25 protein-coding genes and 2 tRNA genes are annotated in these 24242 nt (G+C 74.2%); 7 read left to right on the top strand and 20 right to left on the bottom strand.

The features are described from left to right. Positions 1 to 2: 2 nt before the first annotated feature. The 6 genes from C8D89_RS12590 to C8D89_RS12565 form a co-directional block, all read right to left on the bottom strand. Positions 3 to 422, bottom strand: coding sequence for a MaoC/PaaZ C-terminal domain-containing protein (locus C8D89_RS12590; RefSeq protein ID WP_116708440.1), 420 nt, complete (start codon positions 420 to 422; stop codon positions 3 to 5). Next, the gene (locus tag C8D89_RS12585; RefSeq protein ID WP_116708439.1) at positions 419 to 868 is read right to left on the bottom strand and encodes an FAS1-like dehydratase domain-containing protein; all 450 of its coding nucleotides are present in this window, start codon (positions 866 to 868) and stop codon (positions 419 to 421) included. The genes C8D89_RS12590 and C8D89_RS12585 overlap by 4 nt, the downstream gene beginning before the upstream one ends. A gap of 12 nt (positions 869 to 880) precedes the next feature. Further along, entirely contained in the window at positions 881 to 1045 is a 165-nt protein-coding gene (gene rpmG / locus C8D89_RS12580) for a 50S ribosomal protein L33 (protein ID WP_116708438.1), read from the bottom strand. Between the two features lie 60 nt (positions 1046 to 1105). Then, positions 1106 to 1181 (bottom strand) — tRNA-Met (locus C8D89_RS12575). Between the two features lie 73 nt (positions 1182 to 1254). Then, positions 1255 to 1327 (bottom strand) — tRNA-Thr (locus tag C8D89_RS12570). Between the two features lie 36 nt (positions 1328 to 1363). After that, positions 1364 to 2887, bottom strand: a complete 1524-nt coding sequence (locus C8D89_RS12565) for a putative bifunctional diguanylate cyclase/phosphodiesterase (RefSeq protein ID WP_116708437.1) — start codon at positions 2885 to 2887, stop codon at positions 1364 to 1366. A gap of 343 nt (positions 2888 to 3230) precedes the next feature. On the opposite strand from C8D89_RS12565, the gene C8D89_RS12560 reads away from it, so the two are divergent. Beyond that, the gene (locus tag C8D89_RS12560) at positions 3231 to 4541 is read left to right on the top strand and encodes a competence/damage-inducible protein A (protein ID WP_207787193.1); all 1311 of its coding nucleotides are present in this window, start codon (positions 3231 to 3233) and stop codon (positions 4539 to 4541) included. On the opposite strand, the gene C8D89_RS12555 is transcribed toward C8D89_RS12560, so the two are convergent. From C8D89_RS12555 to C8D89_RS12525, 7 genes are all read right to left on the bottom strand, one after another. Next, entirely contained in the window at positions 4528 to 5355 is an 828-nt protein-coding gene (locus C8D89_RS12555; protein WP_116708436.1) for an alpha/beta hydrolase, read from the bottom strand. The genes C8D89_RS12560 and C8D89_RS12555 overlap by 14 nt on opposite strands. A gap of 61 nt (positions 5356 to 5416) precedes the next feature. Then, positions 5417 to 6865 carry a wax ester/triacylglycerol synthase domain-containing protein gene (locus C8D89_RS12550; RefSeq protein WP_243418050.1) on the bottom strand — a complete coding sequence of 483 codons (1449 nt, stop codon included), beginning with the start codon at positions 6863 to 6865 and terminating at the stop codon, positions 5417 to 5419. Next, positions 6862 to 8298 (bottom strand): 1-acylglycerol-3-phosphate O-acyltransferase, encoded by a 1437-nt coding sequence (locus C8D89_RS12545; protein WP_116708435.1) that lies wholly within the window; start codon positions 8296 to 8298, stop codon positions 6862 to 6864. The genes C8D89_RS12550 and C8D89_RS12545 overlap by 4 nt, the downstream gene beginning before the upstream one ends. Beyond that, entirely contained in the window at positions 8279 to 10591 is a 2313-nt protein-coding gene (locus tag C8D89_RS12540) for a glycerol-3-phosphate 1-O-acyltransferase (protein ID WP_207787192.1), read from the bottom strand. The genes C8D89_RS12545 and C8D89_RS12540 overlap by 20 nt, the downstream gene beginning before the upstream one ends. A gap of 42 nt (positions 10592 to 10633) precedes the next feature. Continuing rightward, complete coding sequence (locus C8D89_RS12535; protein ID WP_243418049.1) at positions 10634 to 11908, bottom strand: cytochrome P450; 1275 nt, start codon at positions 11906 to 11908, stop codon at positions 10634 to 10636. Then, positions 11905 to 13173, bottom strand: coding sequence for an NAD(P)/FAD-dependent oxidoreductase (locus tag C8D89_RS12530; protein WP_116708434.1), 1269 nt, complete (start codon positions 13171 to 13173; stop codon positions 11905 to 11907). The genes C8D89_RS12535 and C8D89_RS12530 overlap by 4 nt, the downstream gene beginning before the upstream one ends. Next, the gene (locus C8D89_RS12525; protein WP_116708433.1) at positions 13170 to 13373 is read right to left on the bottom strand and encodes a ferredoxin; all 204 of its coding nucleotides are present in this window, start codon (positions 13371 to 13373) and stop codon (positions 13170 to 13172) included. The genes C8D89_RS12530 and C8D89_RS12525 overlap by 4 nt, the downstream gene beginning before the upstream one ends. Positions 13374 to 13554: 181 nt before the next feature. On the opposite strand from C8D89_RS12525, the gene C8D89_RS12520 reads away from it, so the two are divergent. Beyond that, positions 13555 to 14397 (top strand): crotonase/enoyl-CoA hydratase family protein, encoded by an 843-nt coding sequence (locus C8D89_RS12520; RefSeq protein WP_116708432.1) that lies wholly within the window; start codon positions 13555 to 13557, stop codon positions 14395 to 14397. A gap of 65 nt (positions 14398 to 14462) precedes the next feature. Here the strand turns inward: C8D89_RS12520 and C8D89_RS12515 are convergent, their stop codons facing one another. Beyond that, positions 14463 to 15341 carry a universal stress protein gene (locus tag C8D89_RS12515; RefSeq protein ID WP_207787191.1) on the bottom strand — a complete coding sequence of 293 codons (879 nt, stop codon included), beginning with the start codon at positions 15339 to 15341 and terminating at the stop codon, positions 14463 to 14465. Positions 15342 to 15449: 108 nt separating this feature from the next. Next, entirely contained in the window at positions 15450 to 16055 is a 606-nt protein-coding gene (locus C8D89_RS12510) for a TetR/AcrR family transcriptional regulator (RefSeq protein ID WP_116708430.1), read from the bottom strand. 148 nt (positions 16056 to 16203) lie between these two features. On the opposite strand from C8D89_RS12510, the gene C8D89_RS12505 reads away from it, so the two are divergent. Beyond that, positions 16204 to 17754: an acyl-CoA synthetase gene (locus C8D89_RS12505; RefSeq protein WP_116708429.1), complete on the top strand. Its 1551-nt coding sequence runs from the start codon at positions 16204 to 16206 to the stop codon at positions 17752 to 17754. Between the two features lie 6 nt (positions 17755 to 17760). On the opposite strand, the gene C8D89_RS29205 is transcribed toward C8D89_RS12505, so the two are convergent. Next, the gene (locus tag C8D89_RS29205; protein ID WP_165825677.1) at positions 17761 to 17925 is read right to left on the bottom strand and encodes a hypothetical protein; all 165 of its coding nucleotides are present in this window, start codon (positions 17923 to 17925) and stop codon (positions 17761 to 17763) included. Positions 17926 to 18093: 168 nt separating this feature from the next. Here C8D89_RS29205 and C8D89_RS12495 point away from each other — a divergent pair, with 168 nt between their 5' ends. After that, positions 18094 to 18939, top strand: a complete 846-nt coding sequence (locus C8D89_RS12495) for an alpha/beta fold hydrolase (protein WP_243418048.1) — start codon at positions 18094 to 18096, stop codon at positions 18937 to 18939. A gap of 138 nt (positions 18940 to 19077) precedes the next feature. Here the strand turns inward: C8D89_RS12495 and C8D89_RS12490 are convergent, their stop codons facing one another. Both C8D89_RS12490 and C8D89_RS12485 read right to left on the bottom strand, forming a co-directional pair. Continuing rightward, positions 19078 to 19449, bottom strand: a complete 372-nt coding sequence (locus C8D89_RS12490; protein ID WP_116708426.1) for a hypothetical protein — start codon at positions 19447 to 19449, stop codon at positions 19078 to 19080. Beyond that, complete coding sequence (locus tag C8D89_RS12485) at positions 19446 to 19859, bottom strand: hypothetical protein (RefSeq protein ID WP_133251897.1); 414 nt, start codon at positions 19857 to 19859, stop codon at positions 19446 to 19448. The genes C8D89_RS12490 and C8D89_RS12485 overlap by 4 nt, the downstream gene beginning before the upstream one ends. 187 nt (positions 19860 to 20046) lie before the next feature. Here C8D89_RS12485 and C8D89_RS12480 point away from each other — a divergent pair, with 187 nt between their 5' ends. From C8D89_RS12480 to C8D89_RS12470, 3 genes are all read left to right on the top strand, one after another. Next, positions 20047 to 20601 carry a nitroreductase family deazaflavin-dependent oxidoreductase gene (locus C8D89_RS12480; RefSeq protein ID WP_165825676.1) on the top strand — a complete coding sequence of 185 codons (555 nt, stop codon included), beginning with the start codon at positions 20047 to 20049 and terminating at the stop codon, positions 20599 to 20601. Positions 20602 to 20732: 131 nt separating this feature from the next. Continuing rightward, positions 20733 to 21113: a hypothetical protein gene (locus C8D89_RS12475; protein ID WP_116708423.1), complete on the top strand. Its 381-nt coding sequence runs from the start codon at positions 20733 to 20735 to the stop codon at positions 21111 to 21113. After that, the gene (locus C8D89_RS12470; RefSeq protein WP_116708422.1) at positions 21110 to 21874 is read left to right on the top strand and encodes a hypothetical protein; all 765 of its coding nucleotides are present in this window, start codon (positions 21110 to 21112) and stop codon (positions 21872 to 21874) included. Before C8D89_RS12475 ends, C8D89_RS12470 begins: the two co-directional genes overlap by 4 nt. A gap of 39 nt (positions 21875 to 21913) precedes the next feature. On the opposite strand, the gene C8D89_RS12465 is transcribed toward C8D89_RS12470, so the two are convergent. Continuing rightward, positions 21914 to 22591, bottom strand: a complete 678-nt coding sequence (locus tag C8D89_RS12465) for a LysE family translocator (protein ID WP_243418047.1) — start codon at positions 22589 to 22591, stop codon at positions 21914 to 21916. A 12-nt stretch (positions 22592 to 22603) separates the two neighbouring features. Next, positions 22604 to 24166, bottom strand: a complete 1563-nt coding sequence (locus tag C8D89_RS12460) for a long-chain-fatty-acid--CoA ligase (RefSeq protein ID WP_243418046.1) — start codon at positions 24164 to 24166, stop codon at positions 22604 to 22606. Positions 24167 to 24242: the final 76 nt, after the last annotated feature.

Below are 24242 nucleotides of genomic sequence, written 5' to 3'. Positions count from 1 at the left end.
GGTCAGGCGAGGCGGACGGTGGCGACGGCCTTGCCGAGGACGCCCTTGCCCTCGTGGGTGGCCGTCACGCTCACCGTGCGGGTGCCGTCGTCGGCGACGTCGGTCACCTTGCCGCCGAGCTCGACCGCGGCGCCGGTGTCGTCGTCCGGGACGACCACGGGGCGGGTGAAGCGCGTGGAGAACGCGACGACCGCAGTGGGGTCGCCGGCGAGGTCGGCGACGTAGCGCGCGGCGAGGGCCATGGTGAACATGCCGTGGGCGATGACGCCCGGCAGCCCGACCTCGGTGGCGACGCGCTCGTTCCAGTGGATGGGGTTGAGGTCGCCCGACGCGCCGGCGTAGCGGACGAGGTCGGCACGGGTGATCGTCGCGGTGCGCGGCTCGAGCGCGTCGCCCGGCGCGGCGTCGGCCAGCGCGGTCACGCGTCGTCCCCCGCGCGCCCGACGAGGGTGGCCGTGGTGGTGAGCACGGCCGACCCCTCGGCGTCGGTGACGTCGCAGCGGAAGGTGACGACGTCGTTGCCCGCGAGCTCGCGGACCTCGTCGACGGACACAACGGTGGTCACGACGTCGCCCGCGTACAGCGGCCGCGCCAGCTCGAACGCCTGGTCGCGGTGGACCACGCGGGAGAAGTCGAGCCCGAGCGCGGGGTCGTCGACGACCCGCTTGGTGGCCGGCCAGGTGAAGACCACCGGGAACGTCGTCGGCGCGACGACGTCGGGGTGGCCCGCCGCCCGGGCCGCCTCACGGTCGTGGTGCAGCGGGTGCTCCGCGCCCACGGCCGTGGCGAACTCGCGAATCTTCTCCAGCGAGACCTCGTAGTTCTCCGCGGGCCACGTCCGGCCCACGAAGGAGGCGTCGAGCGGCACGGGGCGCGCGCGTCAGCGGGTCTCGCGGTGGCCGCGGTGGGTGCCGCAGTGCGGGCAGAACTTCTTGATCGTCAGGCGGTCGGGATCGTTCCGCCGGTTCTTCCGCGTGATGTAGTTGCGGTTCTTGCACTCCTCGCAGGCCAGCGTGATCTTCGGACGGATGTCGGTGGTGGCCACGGAGGTTCCTCTCGTCACGATCGTGCAGCGGCGTCCACGGGCGCACCCGTGGGGCCTGGGTGGTAGCGGTGGCCGGACTTGAACCGGCGACACAGCGATTATGAGCCGCTTGCTCTACCGACTGAGCTACACCGCCGCGGTGAGCGATGTGCGACGGACCCGTCACACCACGAAGCCGGCGAACCGAGGTCCGCCGGCTGCTCACCGAGAGCCCCTTTACGGAATCGAACCGTAGACCTTCTCCTTACCATGGAGACGCTCTGCCGACTGAGCTAAAGGGGCCTGCCCCGGGGGGCGTGCACCAGACTACCCCCCGCCTCACGCGATGAGCGTCCGGGGTCCCGCCGCGGTGCCCGGCTCGCGGGGGCGCACGTCGAGGGAGTCCAGCCAGGCGTCGAAGCAGCCGGCGGGCAGCGGACGCGACACGAGGTAGCCCTGCGCGACGTCGCAGCCCATCTCGGCGAGCGCGGCGCGCACCGCGGCCCGCTCGACGCCCTCGGCGACCACCTGCAGGCCGAGCGTGTGCCCCATCTCGACGATCGCCCGGACCACGGCCACGTCGCCGCACTCGGTGCCCATGCCCAGCACGAAGCTCTTGTCGATCTTGACCTGGTCGACGGGCAGCCGGCGCAGGTGGGCCAGGGACGACTGCCCCGTGCCGAAGTCGTCGACCGCGATCCGGCAGCCCAGCCCGTGCAGGCGGCGCAGGACGGGCAGCGCGACCTCCCGCTCGGAGGACACGCCGGACTCGGTGAGCTCGAGGGTGAGCAGCTCGGCGGGCACGCGGTGGGCGACGAGCAGGCTCGCCACCTCGTCGGGGAAGCCGGGGTTGCCGAGGTTGGCCACCGCGACGTTGACGGCCACCGACAGGCGCATCCCGCGGTCGAGCCACCGGCGGGCGGCGGCGAGCGCCTCGCCGAGCACGAACGAGGTGAGCTCGCCGATCTGGCCGGTGGCCTCGAGGACGGGGACGAACTCGTCGGGCAGCAGCAGACCCAGCTCGGGGTGGTCCCAGCGGGCCAGGGCCTCGACCCCGATCACCGTGCGCTCGCCCAGCGAGACGACGGGCTGGAAGTCGACGCGGACGTCGCGGCGCGCGACCGCGGCCGAGAAGCCACGGATGAGGCGCAGGCGCCGGGCCGCCCGCTCCCCCATGCTCGGCTCGTAGCAGCGCACCGGCTCGCCCCCGTCGCGGGTGGCGGCGAGCGCGACGTCGGCGCGGCGCAGCAGGGCCGACGTGCGCTCGGGCCCGGCGGGGACGTCGGCGAGCCACGGTCCGTCGGCGGCGACCCCGACGACCACCGGCGCCTCGAAGCGCACGCCCTCGACGAGGTAGGGCGGGAGGAGGAGCTCACGCAGGACCTCGGCGGCGCGGTGCGCGTCGCGGCCGTCGACGCGGGGCAGCACGACGGCGAACGTGTCGCCCTCGAGACGCGCGGCGACGAACCCGTCGCCGGCCACCCCCGCACCGGCGCCCGTGAGCCGCTCGGCGGCCAGGCGCACGAAGAGCTCGCCGCGGGCGTGCCCGAGGGTGTCGTTGACCGCGCCGAGCAGCACGAGGTCGACCACCGCGACCGCCCCGCCGTCGGCGAGCGGCTCGGCGGCCACGTGCAGGAAGCCCTCGCGGTTGAGCAGGCCGGTCAGCGCGTCGTGGTAGGCGTCGCGCCGCAGGCGCTCGGCGAGGGCGCGCGCCTCGGCGTCGTGACGCCGGCGCCGGACCCGCTGGACGAGCAGGGCCACGACCGAGGCGGCCAGCAGCAGGACGAGCAGGGTGGCGAGGACGAGGAACCCCGTACCGAGGGCGGAGCCGGTGGCGGCGGAAGCGACCCGGATCGGTGTCACGGCACCACATCCCTTCCCGCTCGCCCCCCGCGACGGCCGCCGGCCCGTCGCCGCGCCACCGCCCGCCTCATCGTCGTCTCGTTCACCCTACGCAACAAATCGTGGCCAACCGACCGGAGGGTGATTCACTCCTCCGGCCCATCATTTACCCGCTCCTCCGCACAACGAACACCCAGTGAAACGGGTGCGGCCAGCATGGCACCCCGACCGTGGCGTGGAGGGCCGAACGGGCCGGTCGGGGGACGCGTGGCGGTCGGTCGGCCGGGACGCGGTCGCTCTGGTGGGATGACCACGACGGCTCCGGAGACGGAGCTCGTCGGTGGATCGAGGGCGGGAGTGCGGTGTGACCGACGACGGGCACGGGGCGCGCGCGGGCGTGCGGGCCGGGATCGTGGCGACGGGCAGCGAGCTGCTCACCGGCCGCATCACGGACCGCAACGGGCCCTGGGTGGCCGAACGGCTCGGCGAGCTCGGGGTCGAGGTCTCGCACCTGCTGCTCGTCGGCGACCGCGGCGAGGACATGGCCGCCGCGCTGCGCTTCCTCGCCTCCGACGGCGTCGACCTCGTCGTCACCACCGGTGGGCTGGGACCGACCGCGGACGATCTGACCGCCGAGGTCGTCGCCACCGCGACCGGGCGCCCGCTCGAGCTCGACGAGCACATGGAGAAGGTCGTCGGCGACATCATCGCCAAGTTCGCCGATCGACTCCGCTGGGACGCCGACGCGCTGGCCGCGGCCAACCGCAAGCAGGCGATGGTGCCGCACGGGGCCACGCCGATCAGCCCCGCCGGCACCGCGCCCGGGCTGGCCGTGCCGCCGCACCCCGAGCGCGGCGGCCCGACGATCCTCGTGCTGCCCGGCCCGCCGCGCGAGCTCGGCGCGATGTGGGAGGACGCGCTGGCCACGGAGCCCGTGCGCGAGGTGCTCGCCCGCACGTCGCCGTACACCGAGACCCACCTACGGCTCTTCGGTGTGCCCGAGTCCGAGATCGCGGCGACGTTGCGCGACGTCGGCGAGCGCACGGACCTCGCACCGCTCGAGATCACGACCTGCCTGCGCGACTTCGCCCTCGAGGTCGACCTGCGCCACGCACCCGGGTCGGGGAAGGCTGCGGCGGCGCGTGACGCGGTGGTCGAGGAGATCGACCGTCGGCACGGGCGCGCGGTGTTCTCCCGCACGGGGCAGACGATCGACGAGCTGCTGTTCGACCTGCTCGACGGGCAGGTGATCGCCACCGCCGAGTCGTGCACCGGCGGCCTGCTCGCCGGGCGGCTGACCGCGCCCGCCGGCGCGTCCGCGCACGTGGCGGGCGGCGTCGTGTCGTACTCGAACGACGCGAAGGCCGACCTGCTCGGCGTGCCCCGGGAGCTGATCGAGGCCCACGGCGCGGTGTCGCCGCAGGTGGCCGAGGCGATGGCCGACGGTGCGCTCGCCCGGTTCGGGGCCACGGTCGCCGTGGCCGTCACCGGCGTCGCGGGGCCCGGCGGCGGCACCGACGCCAAGCCGGTGGGCTACGTGTGCTTCTGTGTGCGGACCGCCGACGGGCGCACGATCGCCCGCGACCCCGTGCTGCCGGGGTCGCGGGGCGACATCCGCGAGCGCTCGGTCGTGCTCGCGATGCACCTCGTGCGCCGGGTGCTCACCGGGGAGTAGGTGCGCTGCACACGCGGTCGAGGAAGGTCGAGACGTCGGCGAGGACCTCGTCGCGGTGGGTCTCGTTCAGCACCTCGTGGCGGGCGCCGGGGTCGATGCGCTCGGTGAGGTCGCTGCCGCGCAGGCGCTCGATCATCGCCCGTGTCGGCTCGAGCGGGACGAGCTGGTCGTCCTCGCCGTGCACCCACAGCACGGGCAGCTCGCCGAACCCCGGACCCGCGCCGACGTCCTCGACCGAGCGCACGAGCGCCTCGAGGGTCGGGCGCTTGAACGGCCCGTGCCACACCAGCGGGTCCTCGGCGTAGGCCTCGCCGACGGCGGGGTCGCGGGAGAGCACCGCGGGGTCGATGGGCACATCGGGGATCTCGTCGTACTCGAGCAGGCCCGCGATCGCCGGGCTCCCGCCGACGATCGGTCCGGTGAGCACGAGGCCGGCGAGGACGTCGGGGAAGCGCTGGGCGTAGCGGGTGGCGATGAGCCCACCCATGGAGTGCCCGAGCAGCACGATCGGCAGGTCCGGGTGCTCGTTGCGCGCCGTGCGCCGCACCTGGTCGAGGTCGTCGACGATCTCGTCGACGTCGTCGACCAGCACGCGCTCGCCCTCGGAGCGCCCGTGCCCGAGGTGGTCGGGCGCGTAGACGACGGCACCGCCCGCGGCGAGGTGGTCGACGACGTGGGCGTACCGCCCGGAGTGCTCGCCGTACCCGTGCGCGAGCAGCACGACCCGCCGCGGCGCGCCGTCGGGCTCGCGTCGCCGGACGACGACGCGCCCGCGGCGGCCGTCGATCTCCAGGTCGGTTTCGGTGCTCGTCATGCGGGCGCCTCCTCGGGGACGGGGTGGTCGGCGGGCAACGGCGCGGGAGGGGCCGGAGGGGTCACGCCGTCCCCGGCACGAGGGCGAGCACCTCGGCGAACCCGTCGGCGAGATCCTGCTCGAACCCCGCCAGGTCGTCGAACGACGCCGCGTCGAGGTTGGCGGCCACGCAGCAGGTGTCGCCGTGGGTGACCATCGCGATCATCGCGGCGCACCCGGGCAGCGGCGCGAAGGGGTAGCTGCGCACGATCTTCGCCCCGGCCAGGAACGCGTCGCGCCGCAGGCCGGGGATGTTGCTCGCCTGCAGGTCGTTGCTTCGGGTGGCGCCGCCGCCGAAGGTGGCGACGAGCGCGCCGGGCAGGCGCGCGAGCCACGGCGTGACGACCTCGACGCTCTCCAGCGCGGGCTCGGCGAGCGCGGCCTTCATCCGCCGGCGCACGTCGACGACCCGAGCCGCAGGGTCGACGATCCCGACCGGCGCCGAGAGCCGCGCGGGCGCGAAGTGGTTGCCGCCCGGCTCGTGCTCCTCGCGGCGCACCGACACCGGCAGCGTCACGGGCATGAGCCGGTCGGACGGCAGCGGGTCGCCGCGCCGCGCGGAGTAGCGGCGGAACGCGCCGAGCAACGACGCGAGGTAGGCGTCGTTGACCGACCCGCCGACCGACTTCCCGGCCGCGCGCAGGGCGGCGAACGGCACGTCGAGCGTGCGGAAGCGCCACGACGGGCTGCGGTGCGCGAGCACCGGCAGCGGCGGCGCGGGCGGCGGCGAGAGCACCCGGGCGGCCGAGGCCACGTACGCGGCGGCGTCGCGGACCGCGCGGTCGGGACGCACCAGCGAGGCGGCGGCCCCGAGCACCCCCCGCGCGGCGCCACCGACGAGGCCGAGGTCGCTGCGGACCTGGCGTGCCAGCTCGCGGCCCAGGGTCGCCGGCGGACCCGTGGGGGGCGGGGGCTGCGGCTTGTCGGTCATCGGCTCGCGGGTGCGCGAGTGCAGCCCGGCCAGCAGCTGCGCCAGGCCCATGCCGTCGGAGAGGACGTGGGACAGCTTGAACAGCAGCGCCGCCCCGCCGTCGGGCAGCCCACCCACCAGCGTCGCCTCCCACAGCGGGCGGGACGGGTCGAGCGGGGTCATCGCGGTCTGCTCGGCCAGCGTGAACAGGTCGGGCAACCCCGCGCCCTCGGGCAGTCGCAGACGGCGCAGGTGGTAGTGCAGGTCGAAGTCGGGGTCGAGCGCCCAGTGCGGCGTCCCGGCACCGAGGAAGGGCGTGACGATCCGCTCGCGGAAGCGCGGGACCACGCGCGAGGCCCAGTCGGTGGCCGCGACGAACCGGTCCCAGTCAGGCTCGAGGTCGAGAGTCTCGACGATGACCACGGTGGAGCGCATCCGCGGGTCGGCCTCGACGCGCCACATCAGCGCCTCGAAACCGGTGAGCTCCTCCGAGCGGGACCAGAGCAGGCGTCCGTCGTCGCCCCGCGGCGGGGTGGGGTCGGGCATCGCGGTGGTGCTCACGGGCCGCCCTCCAGGGTCCGGACGAACTGCTCGCGCACGTCCGCGACGTGCTCGTCGAGCGTGGCCGTGCTCCACCCCGAGGTGTCGATCGGGGGCAGGACGTCGACGTGCACCGTGCCCGCACGCAGCGTCTGGTGCCCGCGCCACATCACCTCGCCGGCGTCGTGGATGACGATCGGCACCATCGGCACGCCGGCCTGCAGCGCGATGTGGAACGCGCCCTTCTTGAACCGCCCGAGCCGGGGCGTCGGCGAGCGGGTGCCCTCCGGGGCGATGGCCAGCGACCAGCCCTCGTCGCGGAGCTTGCGCACCGCGGGTTCCAGCGCCTCGCGGGCCTGGCGGGTGTTGCCGCGGTCGACGAACGCGACCCCTGCCAGCTTGAACATCGCGCCCCACAGCGGGATCGACGCCGCCTCGGCCTTGGCGACGCCGGTGAAGCCGCCGCGCAGCAGCTTCATCAGCAGCGCGACGTCGACCTTGGACTGGTGGTTGAACACGAACACGCACGGGCGCGACGACCACAGGTGCTCCGCGCCGCGGACCTCGACGTCGATGCCGGCGAGGGCGAGCCCGAGGTCGCCCGTGACCGAGCACGTCAGGTCGACCATCTGCCGCCGCGAGCGCCGGGCGAGCCCGACCGCCGCCGCCGTGCTCGCCGCCCCGAGCAGCGCGCCGTAGAACGCCGCGGTGCGCCCGACGTCGAGCGGGCCCGGGAGCGCGCCGCTGCGCGGGGGCACGGGCAGCACCGGGTGGCCGCCGCACGTCGCCGCGCTCCCGGAGGTCACCACGAGCGGGCCGTCACCGGCGGCCAGCAACGCCTCGGAGCACGGCCCGGCCATCACGAAGGCGGGTCGTGCGCCGAGGGCGACCACGGCCGCGGCCTTCGCCTCGCCGCGCGGGCCGAGCAGCACCGGGCCGTCGACCTCGCCGGTGAGCACGCCGTCGCGGACCTCGACCTCGGTGGCGACCAGCTCGTCGACGCCGAGGTCCTCGGCCAGCGCCTCGAGCACGGGTCGGGGCGCGTGCCCGGTGACCACGACGCGGTGCCCGGCGCGCCGGTGCTCGGCGACGAGCGACCAGACCGGCGGCCGGAGGGCGGCGCCGAGGTCGTCGCGCAGGACCGCCCGCGCGCGCTGCGCCACGGTCGCGGCGTCCTCGCCGGCCCACGACGCCACGAGGCGTCGCACCGCCGCCTCGTCGTCCCCGGCGCCGGCAGCGGCACCGGCACCGGCACTAGCAAGGAGCGCGACGTCGCCGGGCAGCGCGCGCCACGCCGTCCGCCCCGCGCGCAACGCCTCGCCGACGTGGGCGGCGACCGCCGACCGCTCCAGCAGGGCGGTCTCGTCGACGATCGCCACGCTGCCCGCCGGGGCGGCGCGGATCGCCGCGCGTCGGGCGTCCAGCACCGCCGGCTCAGTGCCGGCCGTCGTCATCGAACACCTCCGCCCGCAGCGCCTGCTCCCGCTCCCCGGCCCGGCGCAGGCGGTTGCGCACCGCCGCGACCTCGTCGCGCCACGCCGCCCGCGCGGCCGGATCCGCGTCCGCGCCCAGCAGAGCGCGATTCTCCGCCGCCCGCAGCGCCGAGGTGAACAGCTCGCGGGAGACCACGTCGGCACCGTGCAGGAGCTGCTGGCGCCACCACTGCCGGCCGAGCCCGGTGCATGCGTCGAGGAACGACGCGCGGTCGTCGAGGGCGCCCTCGTGCGCGGCCAGCACCGTCGCCACCACCCACTGCGCCTCGACGAACGGCAGCAGGGTGCGGGGCGCGACGAGCAGCTCGGCGCGGGAGAGCAGTTCCGCGGCCCCGCGGGCGGACGCGGGCGCCGACCGGTAGCCCGGCGCCAGGCGGTCGAGCTCGGCGAGCAGCTCGTCGCGGAAGTCGCGCTTGCGGGAGAAGAAGAACTCGTACTTGAGCAGGTCGCGCAGGGCCAGCGCGGCCTCCCAGCACGCCTCGAGGACCCGGTCTCCGGCGAGCTCGCGACCCCCGTCGACCACGGCGAACAGCGCCATCTCCAGCACCGCCCGGGTGAGCAGGTGGTGCAGCAGGCCGTTGCGGTAGAACGCGGCCACGTGGTGGCGGTCGGGGCCGATCGACCACACGGGCTCGGGCCCGCCCTCGAAGCACTCGACCACGCCCACCGACACGAGCCGGCAGAGCGTGTCGACGAGGCCTTCGTCGGTGTCGAGCGTGCCGATCGCCGGCTCGTCGCCGAGCAGCCCGCGCACGGGCGCCACCACGGCGCGCACCTGGTCGAGGGTCAGGGCGCGTCCGCAGGCGCCGAGCAGGGCGAACGTGACCACTCCGGTCGGCGTCGCGGGCGCGGCCCGGTTGATGCCGACCGCGACCCGGAACGCCACCTTCTCCAGCTGCGACGGGCCCTCCCCGGCCTCGGCGAGGGCGTCGCGCAGGCCGATCGGCTCGCCGAAGCGGATGCGCGCCGAACCGATGCGCCGCTGCTGGTCGCGCATGTAGCCCGCGAGCCACGCCAGGCCCTCGGCCTTCTTGCCCGTGCCGCCCTGCTCGGCGGCCAGCGCCCCGACCTCGTGGAGCTGGTCGTAGTTGATCGAGACCGGGACGAGCAGCGGGTCGGCGCCGGCCGAGGCCTCGTCGAGCTGGTCGGCGGCGTCGACGAGGTAGCGCAACAGCCCGTAGCGCGGCGGGCGCAGCTTGCCGGTGCGGGTGCGGCCGCCCTCGATGTACCACTCGAGGTTGAACCGCTTGTCGAGCAGGTGCCCGAAGTACTCGCGGACGGCGAACTTGTAGATCGTGTCGTCGCCGAAGCTGCGCCGGATGAACACGATGCCCGCGCGGCGCCCCAGCGCGCCCAGGGGCCAGAACGCGAGGTTGTTGCCGCCGAGCACGTGGTTGCGGGGGAAGTCGTGCGCGTGCAGCACCTCGGCGAGGACGAGCGGGTCGGCGTAGCTGCGATGCGAGGGCAGGAACACCAGCGGGCGCCGCCGCCCCTCCTCGCGCAGCGCCTCCAGGCCCGCGTCGTCCACGTCGAGATCCCACGCGCGGCGGTGCAGCGGGCTCATCACGGAGCGGAACGCCTCGATCGCCGGCGGGCTCTGTACCGCGGCCATCTCCTCGAGGCAGCGGGCGGTGTGGGCGAGCACCTCGTCGGTGGACAGGCCCAGCTCGTCGGCCACCGCCCCCGCGCGCCGGCGGACCGCCGCCGACGCGACGATCTGCTCGGCCATCAGCCGCGGCACCTTGTAGCGGTCCCCGGTCAGCCGGCGCTCGGCGCGGTCGCAGGCCAGCGTCGCCCGCCGTCGCACGAACGCGACGAACCCCGTCCCGTCGGCCGTCCCGACCTCGCGGTCGCCGTCGCGGCGCAGCTCGGCGAGCGTCGCGGCCTCGCCGGCCACCACCCGGGCCTTCTCCGCCGACCAGCCCCGTAGCCGCGCGTGCAGGTGGCGCAGGCCGCGACGTCGGGCCGACAGCGAGAGCAGGTCGGCGGCCGACGGCGCGTCGGCCGAGCTCCGCTCGGCGGGCGGCCACACGACACGGACCGGCACCACCGCGGTGTCCGGGCCCGCACCCTCGAGCGCACCGGACAGCTCGCGCGCGTCGTCGGCCACGATCCGCGCCGCGTCGTCACCGTAGGTCGAGGCCGCCCACCGACGCACCAGCTCGCGCTCGGCCCGCGAGCGCGCCCCGGAGAGCACGATCGTCGACGGGGAGGACCCGTCGCGGCGGGCCTCCTCCCGTACCGGCTGCACCACGTCGTGCCCCCTGGGTCACCGCGTCCCGTCTCCGGAACGAGCTCAGCCCCCGATCGAGCAGGGCATGGTCTTCACCGCGTGCACGAAGTTGCTGCGCAGCATCTCGCCCTCGCCGACGGTCAGGTCCGGGACCCGCCTCAGGAGCTGCGTGAAGATCTGCCGCAACTGGGTGCGCGCGAGCATGTTGCCCATGCAGAAGTGGGGTCCGCCACCCCCGAACCCGACGTGGGGGTTGGGGTCGCGGGAGAGATCGAAGCGCAGGGGGTCGACGAAGACGTCGGCGTCCCGATTGCCCGACTCGTAGAACATGACGACCTTGTCCCCGGCGGCGACGCGCTGCCCGCCGAGCTCGGTGTCCCGGGTGGCGGTGCGCCGGAACGTCAGCACCGGGCTGGCGTGGCGCACGAACTCCTCCACGGCCGCCGGCATCCGTGCCTCGAGGTCCTCGGCCAGCCACGCCCGCTGGTCGGGGTGCTCGACCAGGCGGCGCATCGAGTGCGCGATGGTGTTGCGCGTGGTGTCGTTGCCCGCCACCGAGAGCAGCACGAAGAACGCACCGATCTCGTCGTCGGTGAGGCGCTGACCGTCCACCTCGGCCTGCACGAGGTTGGTCATGAGGTCGTCCTGCGGGGCGTTCCGCCGGGCCTCCGCGAGCTCCAGCGCCGGCCCGAGGAGCGCCATGAGGGCCTGGCCCGCCGCCTGCAGCGGATCGGAGAGCCCCAGGTTCTCCAGCACGTCGGGGTCGTTGATGGCGACCAGCAGGTCGGCGGCCTCGGCCAGCGCGTCCTGGTGCTCCTCGGGCGCGCCCATGAGGTCGTAGATCGTGCCCATCGGCAGCCGCTTGGCCACGAGCGCGACGAAGTCGCCCCCGGTGCCGTCCGCGAGGTGCTCGATCAGGTCACCGACGATCCGCTCGGCGCGGTGGGCGATGCGGTCCTCCACGCGACGCACCTGCTTCGGGGTGAACGCCGCGCTCACGATCTTGCGTAGCTGCGTGTGCCGCGGGGCGTCCATCGCCAGGAACGACTGCGTCGCCTCGAGCAGCTCCGGGGGTGCGTCCTGGAACTGCACGCCCTGCCCCGAGCAGAAGAGCTGGGGGTTCCTGCTGACGTAGCCGATGTCGGCGTGGCGCACGACGGCCCAGAAGCCGGCGTCGTCCTCGGACGGCATGAGCATGCCCTGCGGCGACCGGTGCCACGAGACCGGGCGTTCGGTACGGAGCTCGGCGAACGAGGCGTCGCGGACGGCCATCGGCCGGCCCCAGAAGTCCAGGGTGGAGAGGTCGACCGGGTCGACCGCGACCGGCGTGGTGGTCACGCACTGGCTCCCTGCTGCTCGGCGGCCTGCCGCGCCTTCTCGGCCCGCTGCTGCCGACGCTGCTCGGCGAGCTCCAGGGCGTCGTCCCAGCTCTTGCGCGCCCCGATGAGGCGCCGGTACTTCATGACCTCGGCGGGCATGTCGACGGCGAGGGCACCGACGATGCGCCCGCCCGCCCGGTAGATCGCCGTGAACGGCCCGCCCTCGGCGTCGTCGCCGGCCACGACCTCGACGTGGTCGCCGGCCGCGATCCCCACGAACTGGACGCGGCCGTCGTACCAGTCCGACCAGAAGTACGGGACGGTCTCGTAGGGCCTCGCGCTCGCCGGGTCGACCGCGTGGCGCGCGGCCCGGCCGCCCTGATCGGCCGCCGAGGTCCAGTGCTCGAGGCGCATGGTGCCCGGGGCGACGTCGGTGAACAGCGCGTTCGGCCAGCGGGCGACGTCACCGGCGACGTACACGCCCGGCGCGGCGGCGAGGGTCTCGTCGGCGACCACACCGTCGTCGAGGGTCAGGCCCGAGCCCTCCAGCCAGTCGGTCGCGGGCCGGGCGCCGATGCCGACGACCAGCACGTCGGTCGTGATCTCGGTGCCGTCGCCCAGCCGCACCGCGCGCACCCGGCCGTCCCGGGAGACGACCTCCTCGACGGCGACGCCGGTGTGCACCTCGGTGCCGTGGCGGCGGTGCAGGTGGGTCAGCGCGCGGCCCATCCGCTCGCCGACGGCGCGGGCCAGCGGGGTCTCCAGCGCCTCGAGGATCGTCACCTCGAGCCCGAGCCTGCGGCCCACCGAGGCCACCTCGGAGCCGATGAAGCCGGCCCCGACGACCGTCAACCGCGAGGTTCCCCCGCGCAGGGCGGCGCGCAGGGCGATCGCGTCGTCGAGGGTGCGCACGGTGTGCACGCCCTCGAGGCCCTCGGTGCCCGGCAGGGTCCGCGCGTGCGCGCCGGTGGCGATGACCAGCCCGTCGTAGGACACCGTGCGGTCGCCGACGGTGACCGTCCGCGCCGCCGTGTCCAGCGCCGACGCCGGCGTGCCGAGCAGGAGCTCGACGTCGAGGTCGCCGGCGAAGGTCTCCTCCTCGCGATAGCGCGGGTCGGGGCACTCCTCGGCGGCCAGGTACTCCTTGGACAGCGGGGGGCGGTCGTAGGGCAGGTGCTCCTCGGCCCCGATCAGGGTCACCTCGCCGTCGAACCCGTCGCGCCGGACGGCCTCGACCGCCCGGAGGCCGGCGAGCGACGCGCCGACCACCACGAGGTGCGTCACGCGTCGATCGGCCCTTCGAGCGACAGCGCCTCGGTGGGGCACGCGGCGACGGCCTCGCGGACCTCGGCCTCCTGGTCCTGCGACACCTCCTCGGTGTGCAGGATCAGCGACCCGTCGTCGTCCACCTCGAAGACGTCCGGCGCGAGGGACTCGCACATGCCCATGCCGGTGCACTTGTCCCAATCCACGACGATCCTCATCGGTGACCTCCTCGTCCTCCGGCGACCGCAGCGGCGGCCACCGTAACGTGCGTCATGCTACGGAGGCGAGACCTGCGTCACCGCCCGATCACCCTTCGTGTGGTGCCCGGGAGTGCCAGCCTGACGGCCACGCCGGCGTCCGGCGCGAACCACCAGCTCGAAGGGAGCCACGGACGTGAGCATGCTCGACCTCGACGCCCCGGCGGCGCCGACGGCCCTCTCCGTCAGCCGCGACGGCGGCGTCGCGACAGTGCGCCTCGAGCGCCCGCAGGCCGCGAACGCGCTGGACCGCACGCTGTGGCGCGAACTGCGCGACACGTTCCGGACGCTGGACGCCGAGGCCGGCGTGCGCGCGGTCGTGCTGGCGGGTGCCGGCAAGCACTTCTGCGCCGGCATCGACCTGTCGATGCTCGCGGAGATCCAGGGGATGGCCCCCGCCGACGCCGACGGGGGGCGCGCCCGGGAGGCCCTGCGCCGACTGATCCTCGACCTGCAGGACGTGCTCACCACCGTCGAGCGCTGCCGGGTGCCCGTGCTCGCGGCGGTCCAGGGCGTGTGCGTGGGCGCGGGGCTCGACCTCGTCGTCGCCTGCGACCTGCGCTACGCCACCCCGCGCACCAGGTTCTCGCTCAAGGAGGTGGACATGGGGCTCGCCGCCGACGTCGGTGTGCTCCAGCGCCTGCCCCGGATCGTCGGCGAGGGCCGGGCGCGCGAGATGGCCTACACCTGCCGCGACGTGCGCGGACCCGAGGCCGAGGCGTGGGGCCTGGTCAACGCCGTCGTCGACACCGAGGACGCCGACGAGCTCGTCGCCCACGTCCAGGACGTCGCCCGGGGCCTCGCGGCGAAGTCCCCGCTGGCCCTGCGCGGCACGAAGCACGCGATCACCTACGCCCGCGACCACACCGTCGCCGACGGCCTCGACCAGATCGCGACGTGGAACGCCTCGGCACTGCTCTCGGACGACCTGACCGAGGCCGTCACCGCCTTCGCCGAACAGCGCGCGCCCCGCTACGCCGACTGACCGACGCACCTGCGGTGCGAGCAATGCGGCGTTGCTGGCGTCAGACGCCAGCAACGCCGCATCGATCACCGCTCCGCGGGCGTCGGCACCACCAGGATCGGTCGGTGCACGCGGTGGAGCACCGCCATCGCCGTGCTCCCCAGCAGCACCTCGCGCAGGGCCGTGCGCCCGCGCGAGCCCACCACGACCACACCGGCGTCCCGCGCCGCGGCCTCCGCGTCCAGGGCATCGGCGATCGCCCGCGCCCCCCACCCGCGCGCGGACACGGTGACGGCGTCCGGCGGGCCGGGCTCGGCGGCCTCGGCCCCTGCGCGGCGGTCGTCGGTGACGTGGACGGCGATCTGCTCACGCCCGGGCAGCAGGGCGCTCGCCGTTCTCTGCGCGTGCTCGGCGCCCGCCGAGCCGTCGTGCCCGACGAGGACCGGGCCCGTGGCCGCGGCGGCGCGTTCCCCGCGGAGCAGCGGGGGCACGACGAGCACGGGGACCGGGCTGTGGTGCACCGCGAGATCGGAGACGCTGCCCAGCAGCGCGGCCGTGCCTCCCAGCCCCCGTGAGCCGACCACCAGCGCCGCCGCGGGGATCTCCCCGGCGAGCCGGGCGAGCACGGCCCCCGCGTCGCCGAAGCCGCGGTGGGTGGCCGGTTCCCCACGCCAGCCCGCGGCCCGGGCCAGCGCCGCTCCGTCCGCGGCGACGTCCTCCGCCGCGGCGGCGCACTCCTGCTCGATCCGCGCGCTGAGCTCGTCGAGGGTGCGGGCGTCGCGGGTGATCCGGCGACGCAGCACCTGGTCCGCGCCCGGTGGCGCCCACACGGTGACCACGCGCGCGGTCACGCCGGGCAGGACCCGTGCGCCGACCGCGATCGCTCCGGCCGCTTCCCGCGAGCCGTCGAATCCGACCAGGACGACCGAACCGGCCACCTGTCCGCTCTGTCCCTCCGCAGCCACGGCGCGAGTATGCCGTTCCCTGCGCACCAGCGACCACGAGGGCGGGACGAACGACGGGGCGGGCGGCCCCTCGGCGCGGCGTGCAGGCCGGGTCGGGAACCTCGCCGATCACCGGTCCTCGCGCGCCGGTTGCTCGTGCCACGGCGCGTCGTCGGGGACCGTCGGATCCCAAATCCCCGAGGAGTGAGCGCGCACGAGCAGGTCGAACTCGTCCAGCAGCGACGACAGGTCGACGCTCGCCACCCCGGCGATCTGCTGGTGCCCCGCGAGCACGGCGACCCCCAGCGCGGCGAGGCGCTCGCGCCGCTCGGCGTCGTCGATCACCGGCGCGAGGACGTCGGCGAGCGCCCGCAGCCGCCCGCGGTCGACGGCGCGCTGCGCGGCGTCGACGACGGGGTCGACGGTGGCCCAGGCGCGGATCGCGGTCTCGGCCTCGTGGGGCACCGTCAGCGCCAGATACTTCATCCGCGTCACGCGCTCGACCGGGTCGTCGCTGGCGTTGACCAGCTCGACGATGCGCCCGACCTCCTCGCGCTCCCAGTGCTCCAGCAGCGCGGCGACGAAGCCCTCCCAGCTGCCGAAGTGGTGGTAGAAGGAGCCGCTGGTGACGCCGAGGGCCGCGCACAGGCGCCCGATGCGCAGGCCGTTGCGGCCCTCCCGCGCGAGCAGACGCAGCGCCTCGTCGAAGTAGGACCGCGGGGTGGCCGTCGGCATGGCTCCCGACCTCCCCCTGCTCGCGCCCGTTCCCCTGCGCCAGAACGTAATCTACTCTACGGCGCGTTTGACCTCCGGTCGTGTGCGTGCTCGTCCGTGCCAGGGCACGGACGAGCACTCACGAGTGCGCAGCACAAAGGAGACCTTGATGTATCCGGGCACCTTCGCCGCCACCCACCCCGACCGCCCCGCGGTGATCATGGCGGAGACCGGCGAGGGCCTGACCTACCGCGAGCTCGAGGACGGCTCGATCCGCCTGGCCCGCACGCTGGTCGAGCACGGGCTGCGGCGCGGTGACGTCGTCGCCCTGCTCACCGACAACCACCCGCGCGCCTTCGAGGTCTACTGGGCGGCCCAGCGCGCCGGGCTCCTCGTCACCGCGGTCAACCATCACCTCTCCCCCGACGAGGCGGCCTACATCGTCGACGACTGCGGCGCCCGGGCACTGGTCGTCTCGGCCGCGAAGGACGGGCTGGCGACGGCCATCGTCGAGGGCACCCCGGGGGTCACCCTCCGCCTCGCCTTCGGCGGACCCGTCGCCGGCCACCGGGACTACGACGAGGTCGTGGGCGCGCAGAGCACCGAGCCGCTGGCCGACCAGCCCCGCGGCGGCGACATGCTCTACAGCTCGGGCACCACCGGCCGCCCGAAGGGCATCAAGCCGAACCTGCCCGACCGGCAGATCGACGAGCCGGGCGACCTCTACATCGCGGTGTTCAAGCCGATGTACGGCTTCGGCGAGGACACCGTCTACCTCTCGCCGGCGCCGATCTACCATGCGGCGCCGCTGCGCTTCGGCGCCACGATCCAGTCGACCGGCGGCACCGTCGTGATGATGCACCGCTTCGACCCCGAGGCGGCCCTCGCCGCGATCGAGCGCCATCGCGTCACCCACAGCCAGTGGGTGCCGACGATGTTCGTGCGGATGCTCAAGCTGCCCGAGGAGGTCCGGGCGCGCTACGACGTCTCCAGCCTGCGCGTCGCCGTCCACGCCGCCGCGCCGTGCCCCGTCGAGGTGAAGCGGGCGATGATCGACTGGTGGGGTCCGGTGCTCTACGAGTACTACAGCTCGAGCGAGGCCAACGGCATCACGTTCATCAGCCCGCAGCAGTGGCTCGAGCACCCCGGCTCGGTCGGGCTCGCGGGGCTGGGCACGATCCACGTCTGCGACGACGAGGGCCGCGAGCTCCCGGCGGGCGAGGTCGGCACCGTCTACTTCGAGCGCGACATCGTGCCGTTCCGGTACCACAACGACCCGGACAAGACGCGGTCGGCACAGCACCCCGGGCACGGGACGTGGACGACCACCGGCGATCTGGGCCACGTCGACGACGAGGGCTTCCTGTACCTCACCGACCGCAAGAGCTTCATGATCATCTCAGGTGGGGTGAACATCTACCCGCAGGAGATCGAGGACGTGCTCACGCTGCACGACGCGGTGCTCGACGTCGCCGTCGTCGGCGTGCCCGACGAGGAGATGGGCGAGTCGGTGCTCGCCGTCGTCCAGCCCGCGCCCGGCCACGAGCCGTCCGACGCCCTCGCCGAGGAGCTGCTCGAGCACGTCCGCGCGTGCATCGCGCGGTACAAGACGCCGCGACGGCTGGTGTTCACCGACGACCTGCCCCGCACGCCGACCGGCAAGCTGGTCAAGCACCGGCTCCGCGAGCGCCACGCTGCGGGTGAGTTCGCGCCCGCGTAGGGCCCGTCAGAACAGCGACCGGAAGAACGTCGCGATCGAGGCCAGCGCGTCCCCGATGATCGCCACGATCGACAGGACGACGTCGGCCGCGCCCTCCGGCTGCGAGATCACGAAGAACAGCAGGACGGCCACCACGACGAAGATCAGGAACCGCCTCAACCCCTTGGACATCGCGCTCCCGCTGCTCCCGTCGTGGCCGTCGGCGCGCCGTGCTCGGTGGGTGGGCGCGGTGCGCACCGACCGTAACGCGACCGCCGCGCTCGGAGGCCCCATTCGCGGGGAGTGTCGTGACCCGCGACAAGATCGACGCGACGCGGCATGCGCGGCACGATCGCCGTCGTGGACTCCTTCACCCGTGACGGCCTGCGCTTCGACGTCACCGACCACGATCCCGGCCCGATCGACGGCGGGCCGCCCGTGCTGCTGCTGCACGGCTTCCCGCAGACCGCGATCAGCTGGGAGCCGGTCGCGCGCCGGCTGGCCGGCGCCGGCCACCGGGTGCTCGCCCCCGACCAGCGTGGCTATTCACCGGGCGCGCGGCCTGCCGCGCGCCGCGACTACCGCATCGAGGAGCTCGTCGCCGACGTCGCCGCGCTGATCGACGCGGCCGGCGGAGAGCCCGTCCACGTCGTCGGCCACGACTGGGGCGCGATCGTCGCCTGGGCTCTCGCCGCTCTGGACCCTGCGCGGGTGCGCACCGTGACGGGCGTGTCGGTGCCCCACCCGGCGGCGTTCTTCCGCGCGATGCGGTCGAGCCGCCAGGCGCTGCTGTCCTGGTACACCTACGTCTTCCAGGTCCCCGGCCTCGCGGACCGCTACCTGAGCCGCCCGGGCGCGCTGGCCGCGGCCCTGCGCCGCACCGGGCAGACACCGCAGCGCGCGCGCCGCGACGAGGCCGCCCTCGCCGCCCGCGGGGGGCTGCGGCCGGCCCTCTCCGGCGGCATGGGTTGGTACCGGGCCGTGCCGCACTGGGAGCACCGAGGGCTGCCGGTGCCGGTCGAGGTCCCCGCGCTGATGGTCGGCAGCGACGGCGACTCCGCGGTCTCGCTCGAAGCGGTGCACGGCAACGGAGCGTGGATGCGCGGGCCGTACCGCCTGGAGGTGCTGCCCGGGGTGAGCCACTGGATCCCGGACGAGGTGCCCGACCGTCTGGCCGACCTCGTGCTCGAGCACGTCGTCGGTTAAGGGGGTTCCGGGAGCGCGGGGGGATGCGCTCCCGGAACCATGGTCGGCCGAGGGGGGCGCGGCCGACTCCGTCCATGTTACTGACGAGTGAGCGTGGCCGGGTGCGATCCACGACACCCGGTCCTCGCGGTGCCGCGTTCAGCCCGCGGCGACCGGCCTCGTGCGTCCCCCGGGTGCCAGCATGGCGGTGGCCTCGGGGATCGGGTCACCGCCATCCGGGAAAGGGTGGCGGCCGCCGCTCCCGTGCCGCAGGAGCGAGTTGCGGTGCGCCACGATCGCCGTCGCCAGGGCCTGGGCGTGGGCCTCGGCACCCGGTGCGCTCTCGCCCGACACACGCTCCACCGCGCGGCCGATCGTCTCGGCCAGACGCGCGAGCTCGTCGAGCACGTCGGCCGACCACGTGAAGGGGTCGACGTCGTCCGGCCGGAGCGATCGGCCCTCGTCGTCGAGACGTCGCAGCGCTTCGATCGCTTGCCGGGCGAGCGCGACGCCTGTGTTCTCAACCGTCACGACCTCGCTGTACCCGCCCGCCGGTCGGACGACGCGGTCGATCGCGCACGATCGAACGCGGCGGCCCGTCCGGCCCAGAGCGGGCGTCCTCCGGACTGCCGCCGTCGGTCGAGCTTCTCCGGGTCGAGCTGGTGACGCAGGCCGCGGGGATCGGGGAAGCTCCGCAGAGGGTCTTCGTCGCCGGACTCGGCGTCGACGCGCACCGAGTCCGAGACCTCCAGCTGCTCGACCCGACGACGCTGCCCGGGGTCGAAGACGTCCACGATCTCCGCCGCGCGTTCTCCGGCTCGTCCCGCCCGCCCGCCGGGGCGACCACGCACCCTCACGAACAGGGCCGCGAGGCCCGGCACCAGGAGTACGAGGATCACGCCCAGGTTCAGGACGAGGCCGATGAGCGCGGCACCATCCACCTGGTCAGTGTGCTCCGGGCCGCAAGTGGGGTCCCGCCATCCGCACCGGGCCGGACCTGCGCCGCGGAGAGCGCCGGCACGAGGCGGCGGTCCCCCGACCGTGCCCGAAGGTCCTCTGGTGCCGAGCTGCCGGAGCCTCGAATCTCCGAACGGTGTCCCGGGCACGGCGCCGGGGGAGGAGGCAGAGATGAGCGTCCCGGATGACCGTCACCCCGGTGCCACCTCCCGGCGGCTCCTCGGCCTACGTCGTCGGCCGGGCCGACTGGCGCTCGCGGTGTTCCGGCTGCCGCTCAAGGCATACCAGCACAACGCCGGACCGGCGGTGGGGCGCACGTTCGTGGCGTTCACCCACCTCGGTCGGGTGACTGGCCAGCCGCACCAGACGGTCGCCATGGTCCTCCGAGACGACCGAGCCTCGGGCGAGGTCGTCATCTGTGCCGGATGGGGACCGCGAACGGACTGGTACCGCAACATCCGGGCGCGGCCGGCAGTCAGGGTTCAGCTCGGCGGCGAGACCTTCACCCCGCACCAGCGGTTCCTCACCGATGACGAGGCGTTCGACGTCGTGGCGCGATTCCGGCGGGAGCATCCGTACCGGGCTCGTCTGATCGGCGCCGTCCTCGGGTGGGGCGACCTGCGCGACGACGCCGCCGCACGGGAGTTCATCAGGGGCCACCCCTTCGTCGCCTTCCGCCCGGTGGGAGGACCGACGCCCGGGCCCCACGGCGCGCCGGAAGCATGATGCCGAGCGACCGCTCCCCTGTGAGCGAGGAGCGCCGCCGAAGCGTGGACTCCGGCCGAGACCGATTGGACCGGACGGCGAGGGTCCAACGTCCCTCCCGAGAGGTCGGGGCCGCACCCACGGTGGGCAGGATGAAGGTCACCGGCAACGACGTCGCAGCAACACTGTCGGTCGCCGTCGTCCTCGTCCTCTATCTCGTCTTCCTCGCCATCGGCCGCGTGTGGTTCATCGACACCGTGCGTGAGATGGCGATCGTCGTGCTGGTCGGTGGCCTCCTGAGCCGTCTCATCGGTGGGCGGGAGGCCTTCCACCCGCGATGGCCGGCGGTCGTGGGCAACTTCGCGACGCTCGGGCTCGGCATCGTTGCCGCGATGACCGGCAGCAGGGCTGTGCTCGCGGTCTTCGTCGTCATGACCGCCGTGCTCGTCGTCGCCGCGCTGTCCATCCAGGCCCGTACCGACGTCGGGTCGGCTGCCGGGGCTGGCGCCACCTCGAAGGAGCCACCGCGATGAGCCCGGACCCGCCCTCCGCACCGCCTCTGCTGGAGGCGATCCTCAACCTCTCCCGTTTCCACAAGGAGCACGAGCGGTTCTACTCCTCCTCCCCGCTCGAGACCGCGATCCGGTTGCAGCGCCACGCGCGAACGCTGCAGGCACTCGCGGACCGATGGGCGGAGGTCGCGCCCTCCACCCGCACCGCGATGAATCCCTACGAGGGCGCCGAGGACCTCAACAGCGAAGCCGCCATCGCCCTCGACGGGGCGCTGTTCATGGAGGGAGAAGGTCGCCCCGCGGAGATCACTGCGATGATCGCCGAGCTGCGGACCGATGCCCAGGGGTTCGCCGCCGGGGGCGAATGGCTCGGCAACGCCATGGAGAGCAGCTGGAAGGTCGCGGCTGCGACGTTGGAGATCGACGAGCTCGCCGACGTCCTGGGGGAGCGGCACCGCATCATCACCAACGACTGGCTGGCGGCGCACATGCAGTCGGTGATGTCGCACATGCTGTTGCGGGCCGCGGAGATGCTCGAGCACGTCGACTTCACCCCCGCCGCCCTGCGCGCCGACCTGGCGGGTGCTCGGATCAGCCCTCGACGTCTGCACTCGACGGCCGAGGTGGTCTCTCGGGCAGCCGATCTCTGTTGCGAGTCGTCCCGTCTCGTGCACGACAACGAACGTCGCTGGCGCGTCTTCCGTGAGAGGGCGGACCGGATCGTGCAGGCGACGGCCGAGGGGTCGGCACCGACTCGTTCGAGCCCGGCCCGACCCGAGTAGTCCCGCCCGCCGGAGCACGAGCCGCGACCGCCGCCGTCCTCAGTGGCTGTCCGTGGCGAGCCGTCCCGCGAATCCGAACAGCGCCACGCCGGTCAGGGTGTCGAGGCTCCGGCGAACCCGGCGGCGCGCGAGCCACGCGCGCAGGGTGTGCAGCGTCGCCACGAGCAGGAACAGCCACGCCAGGCTCATCGCCGCGTGCGTGTACGCGAGCGCGAGACCATGCACGACCGACGACCCGGGCTGCAGGAACTGGGGCAGGACCGACAGGTAGAACACCAGCACCTTGGGGTTGGTGATGTTGGACAGGAAACCCTGCCGCCAACGCACCCAGCGACTCGCGACGTCGCCGACCGGCTCCCCGTCCTCCGGGACCGCCGCCGGTCCTCGCCACGCGGAACGCAGCGCCTGGACGCCGAGCCAGCAGAGGTAGACGACGCCGGCCCAGCGGACGGCCTCGAACAGCGGCTGTGACGCCACGATGAGCGCGCCGACGCCGAGCGCCGCCGCGGTGCCCTGCACGGCGTTGCTCGCCGTCACCCCCACGCTTGTCCACCGTCCATAGCGCCGGCCTCCGACGAGGGCGTTCTTCACGACGACCGCGAAGTCGGGCCCCGGCGCGATGACGAGCAGCAACGCGAAGGCGGCGAACGCGCCGTAGGTGGGCCACGAGAACGAGTGCACGCCCTCCACGGTGACCGTCGCTGCGGAGGTGCTCAACGCCCGCTCCGTCTAGCCGATCTGCCGGCCTTCGGCGTTCTCCCAGTAGGGCTTGCGGAGGTCCTTCTTGAGGATCTTCCCGCTGGGGTTGCGCGGGAGGGCGTCGATCACGTCGACCGAGCGCGGGCGCTTGAAGCCGGCCATGCGCTCCTTGCACCAGTCGAGGAACGCGTCGCTGTCGATGTCGGCGCCCTCGCGCGGCACGACGACGGCCTTGACCGACTCGCCCCACCGCTCGTCGGGGACGCCGATGACCGCGACGTCGGCGACGTCCGGGTGTCCGGAGATGACGTTCTCGACCTCGATGGGGTACACGTTCTCGGCACCGGTGACGATCATGTCCTTGATGCGGTCGGTGAGGAAGAGGTAGCCGTCGGAGTCGAGGTAGCCCGCGTCCCCCGTGTGGAACCAGCCGTCGGTGAGCACCTGCGCGCTCTCCTCGGGACGCCCCCAGTAGCCCGGCGTCACCTGGCTCGAGCGGATCCAGACCTCGCCGACCTCGCCGGGCGGGGCGTCGTCGCCGGTCGCCGGGTCGACGGTCTTGAGCTCGACCCACGGGTAGGCCTTGCCGGCCGAGCGCATGAGGTGGGCGCGCGGCCCGTCCGGGTCGTGGTCCTCCGGGTCGAGCTGGGTGATCGCACCCGTCGTCTCGGTCGACCCGTAGACCTGGAACAGCGGCGCCCGGAACGTCTGCAGCACGCGGCCCAGCACCGCGCTCGTGATCGGCGAGGCGCCGTAGGCGATGGCGCGCAGCTTCGACCAGTCGCGGTCGGCGGCACCGGGCACCTGCACGAGGAACTGCAGCACCGCGGGCACGAGGAAGGCGTTGGTGACGCCCTCGTCGGCCATCGTCGCCAGCAGCTGGTCGGGCACGATGTCGGCGACGAGCACCACGCGGGCCCCGAAGGACATACAGACCAGCGCGAAGCCCGACCCGCCGATGTGGAACAGCGGCATCGCGACGAGGCCGACCGACTCGGTGTCGAAGCCCCAGTGGTCGCCGACCGAGAGCAGCGCCGCGAACTGGGTGTGGGCCAGCACGACGCCCTTGGGCAGGCCCGTCGTGCCCGACGTGTAGAGCTGCAGGACGCAGTCGTCGTCCTCGGCGTCGTCGGGCGGGTCGAGCACCTCGTCGGACGCGGTCAGCCACGACTCGTAGTCGTCGCCGATCACCAGCACCCGCCGGACCGCGTCGATCTTGTCGACGTCGTCGCGCATCTCGGCGAAGTCGGGCCCGAGCACGACCAGCGGCGCGGCGGAGTCCTCGATGATCGCGAGCAGCTCGTCCGGGGTGAGCCGGTTGTTGAGCGGGGCGGTGGCGCCGCGCACGCGGGGAGCGCCGAAGAGCAGGTCGAAGAACTCGGGCCGGTTCTTGCCGAGCCACACCACCCGCGCCCCGGCGCCCAGACCCTCGGCGGCCATCGCCCGACCCGCGAGACCGGCACGGCGGTCGAGCTCGGCGTACGTCGTGTTCCCACCCTCGAACGTCATCGCCACCAGGTCGGGGTCCCGGGGGTCGTCACGGACGTGCTGGCGGACGACGTCGGTGAGCCGGAACGGCACGGGGACCTCCACGGGGGCCTGATCGGGGACCTGTGGTGATGCGGACCACAGGGACGACGAGACCGTAACCACTCATACGGAAGCACGG

The organism is Actinomycetospora cinnamomea (assembly GCF_003096675.1).
Lineage (GTDB): Bacteria > Actinomycetota > Actinomycetes > Mycobacteriales > Pseudonocardiaceae > Actinomycetospora > Actinomycetospora cinnamomea.
This window is presented reverse-complemented; position numbering and strand designations above follow the sequence as displayed.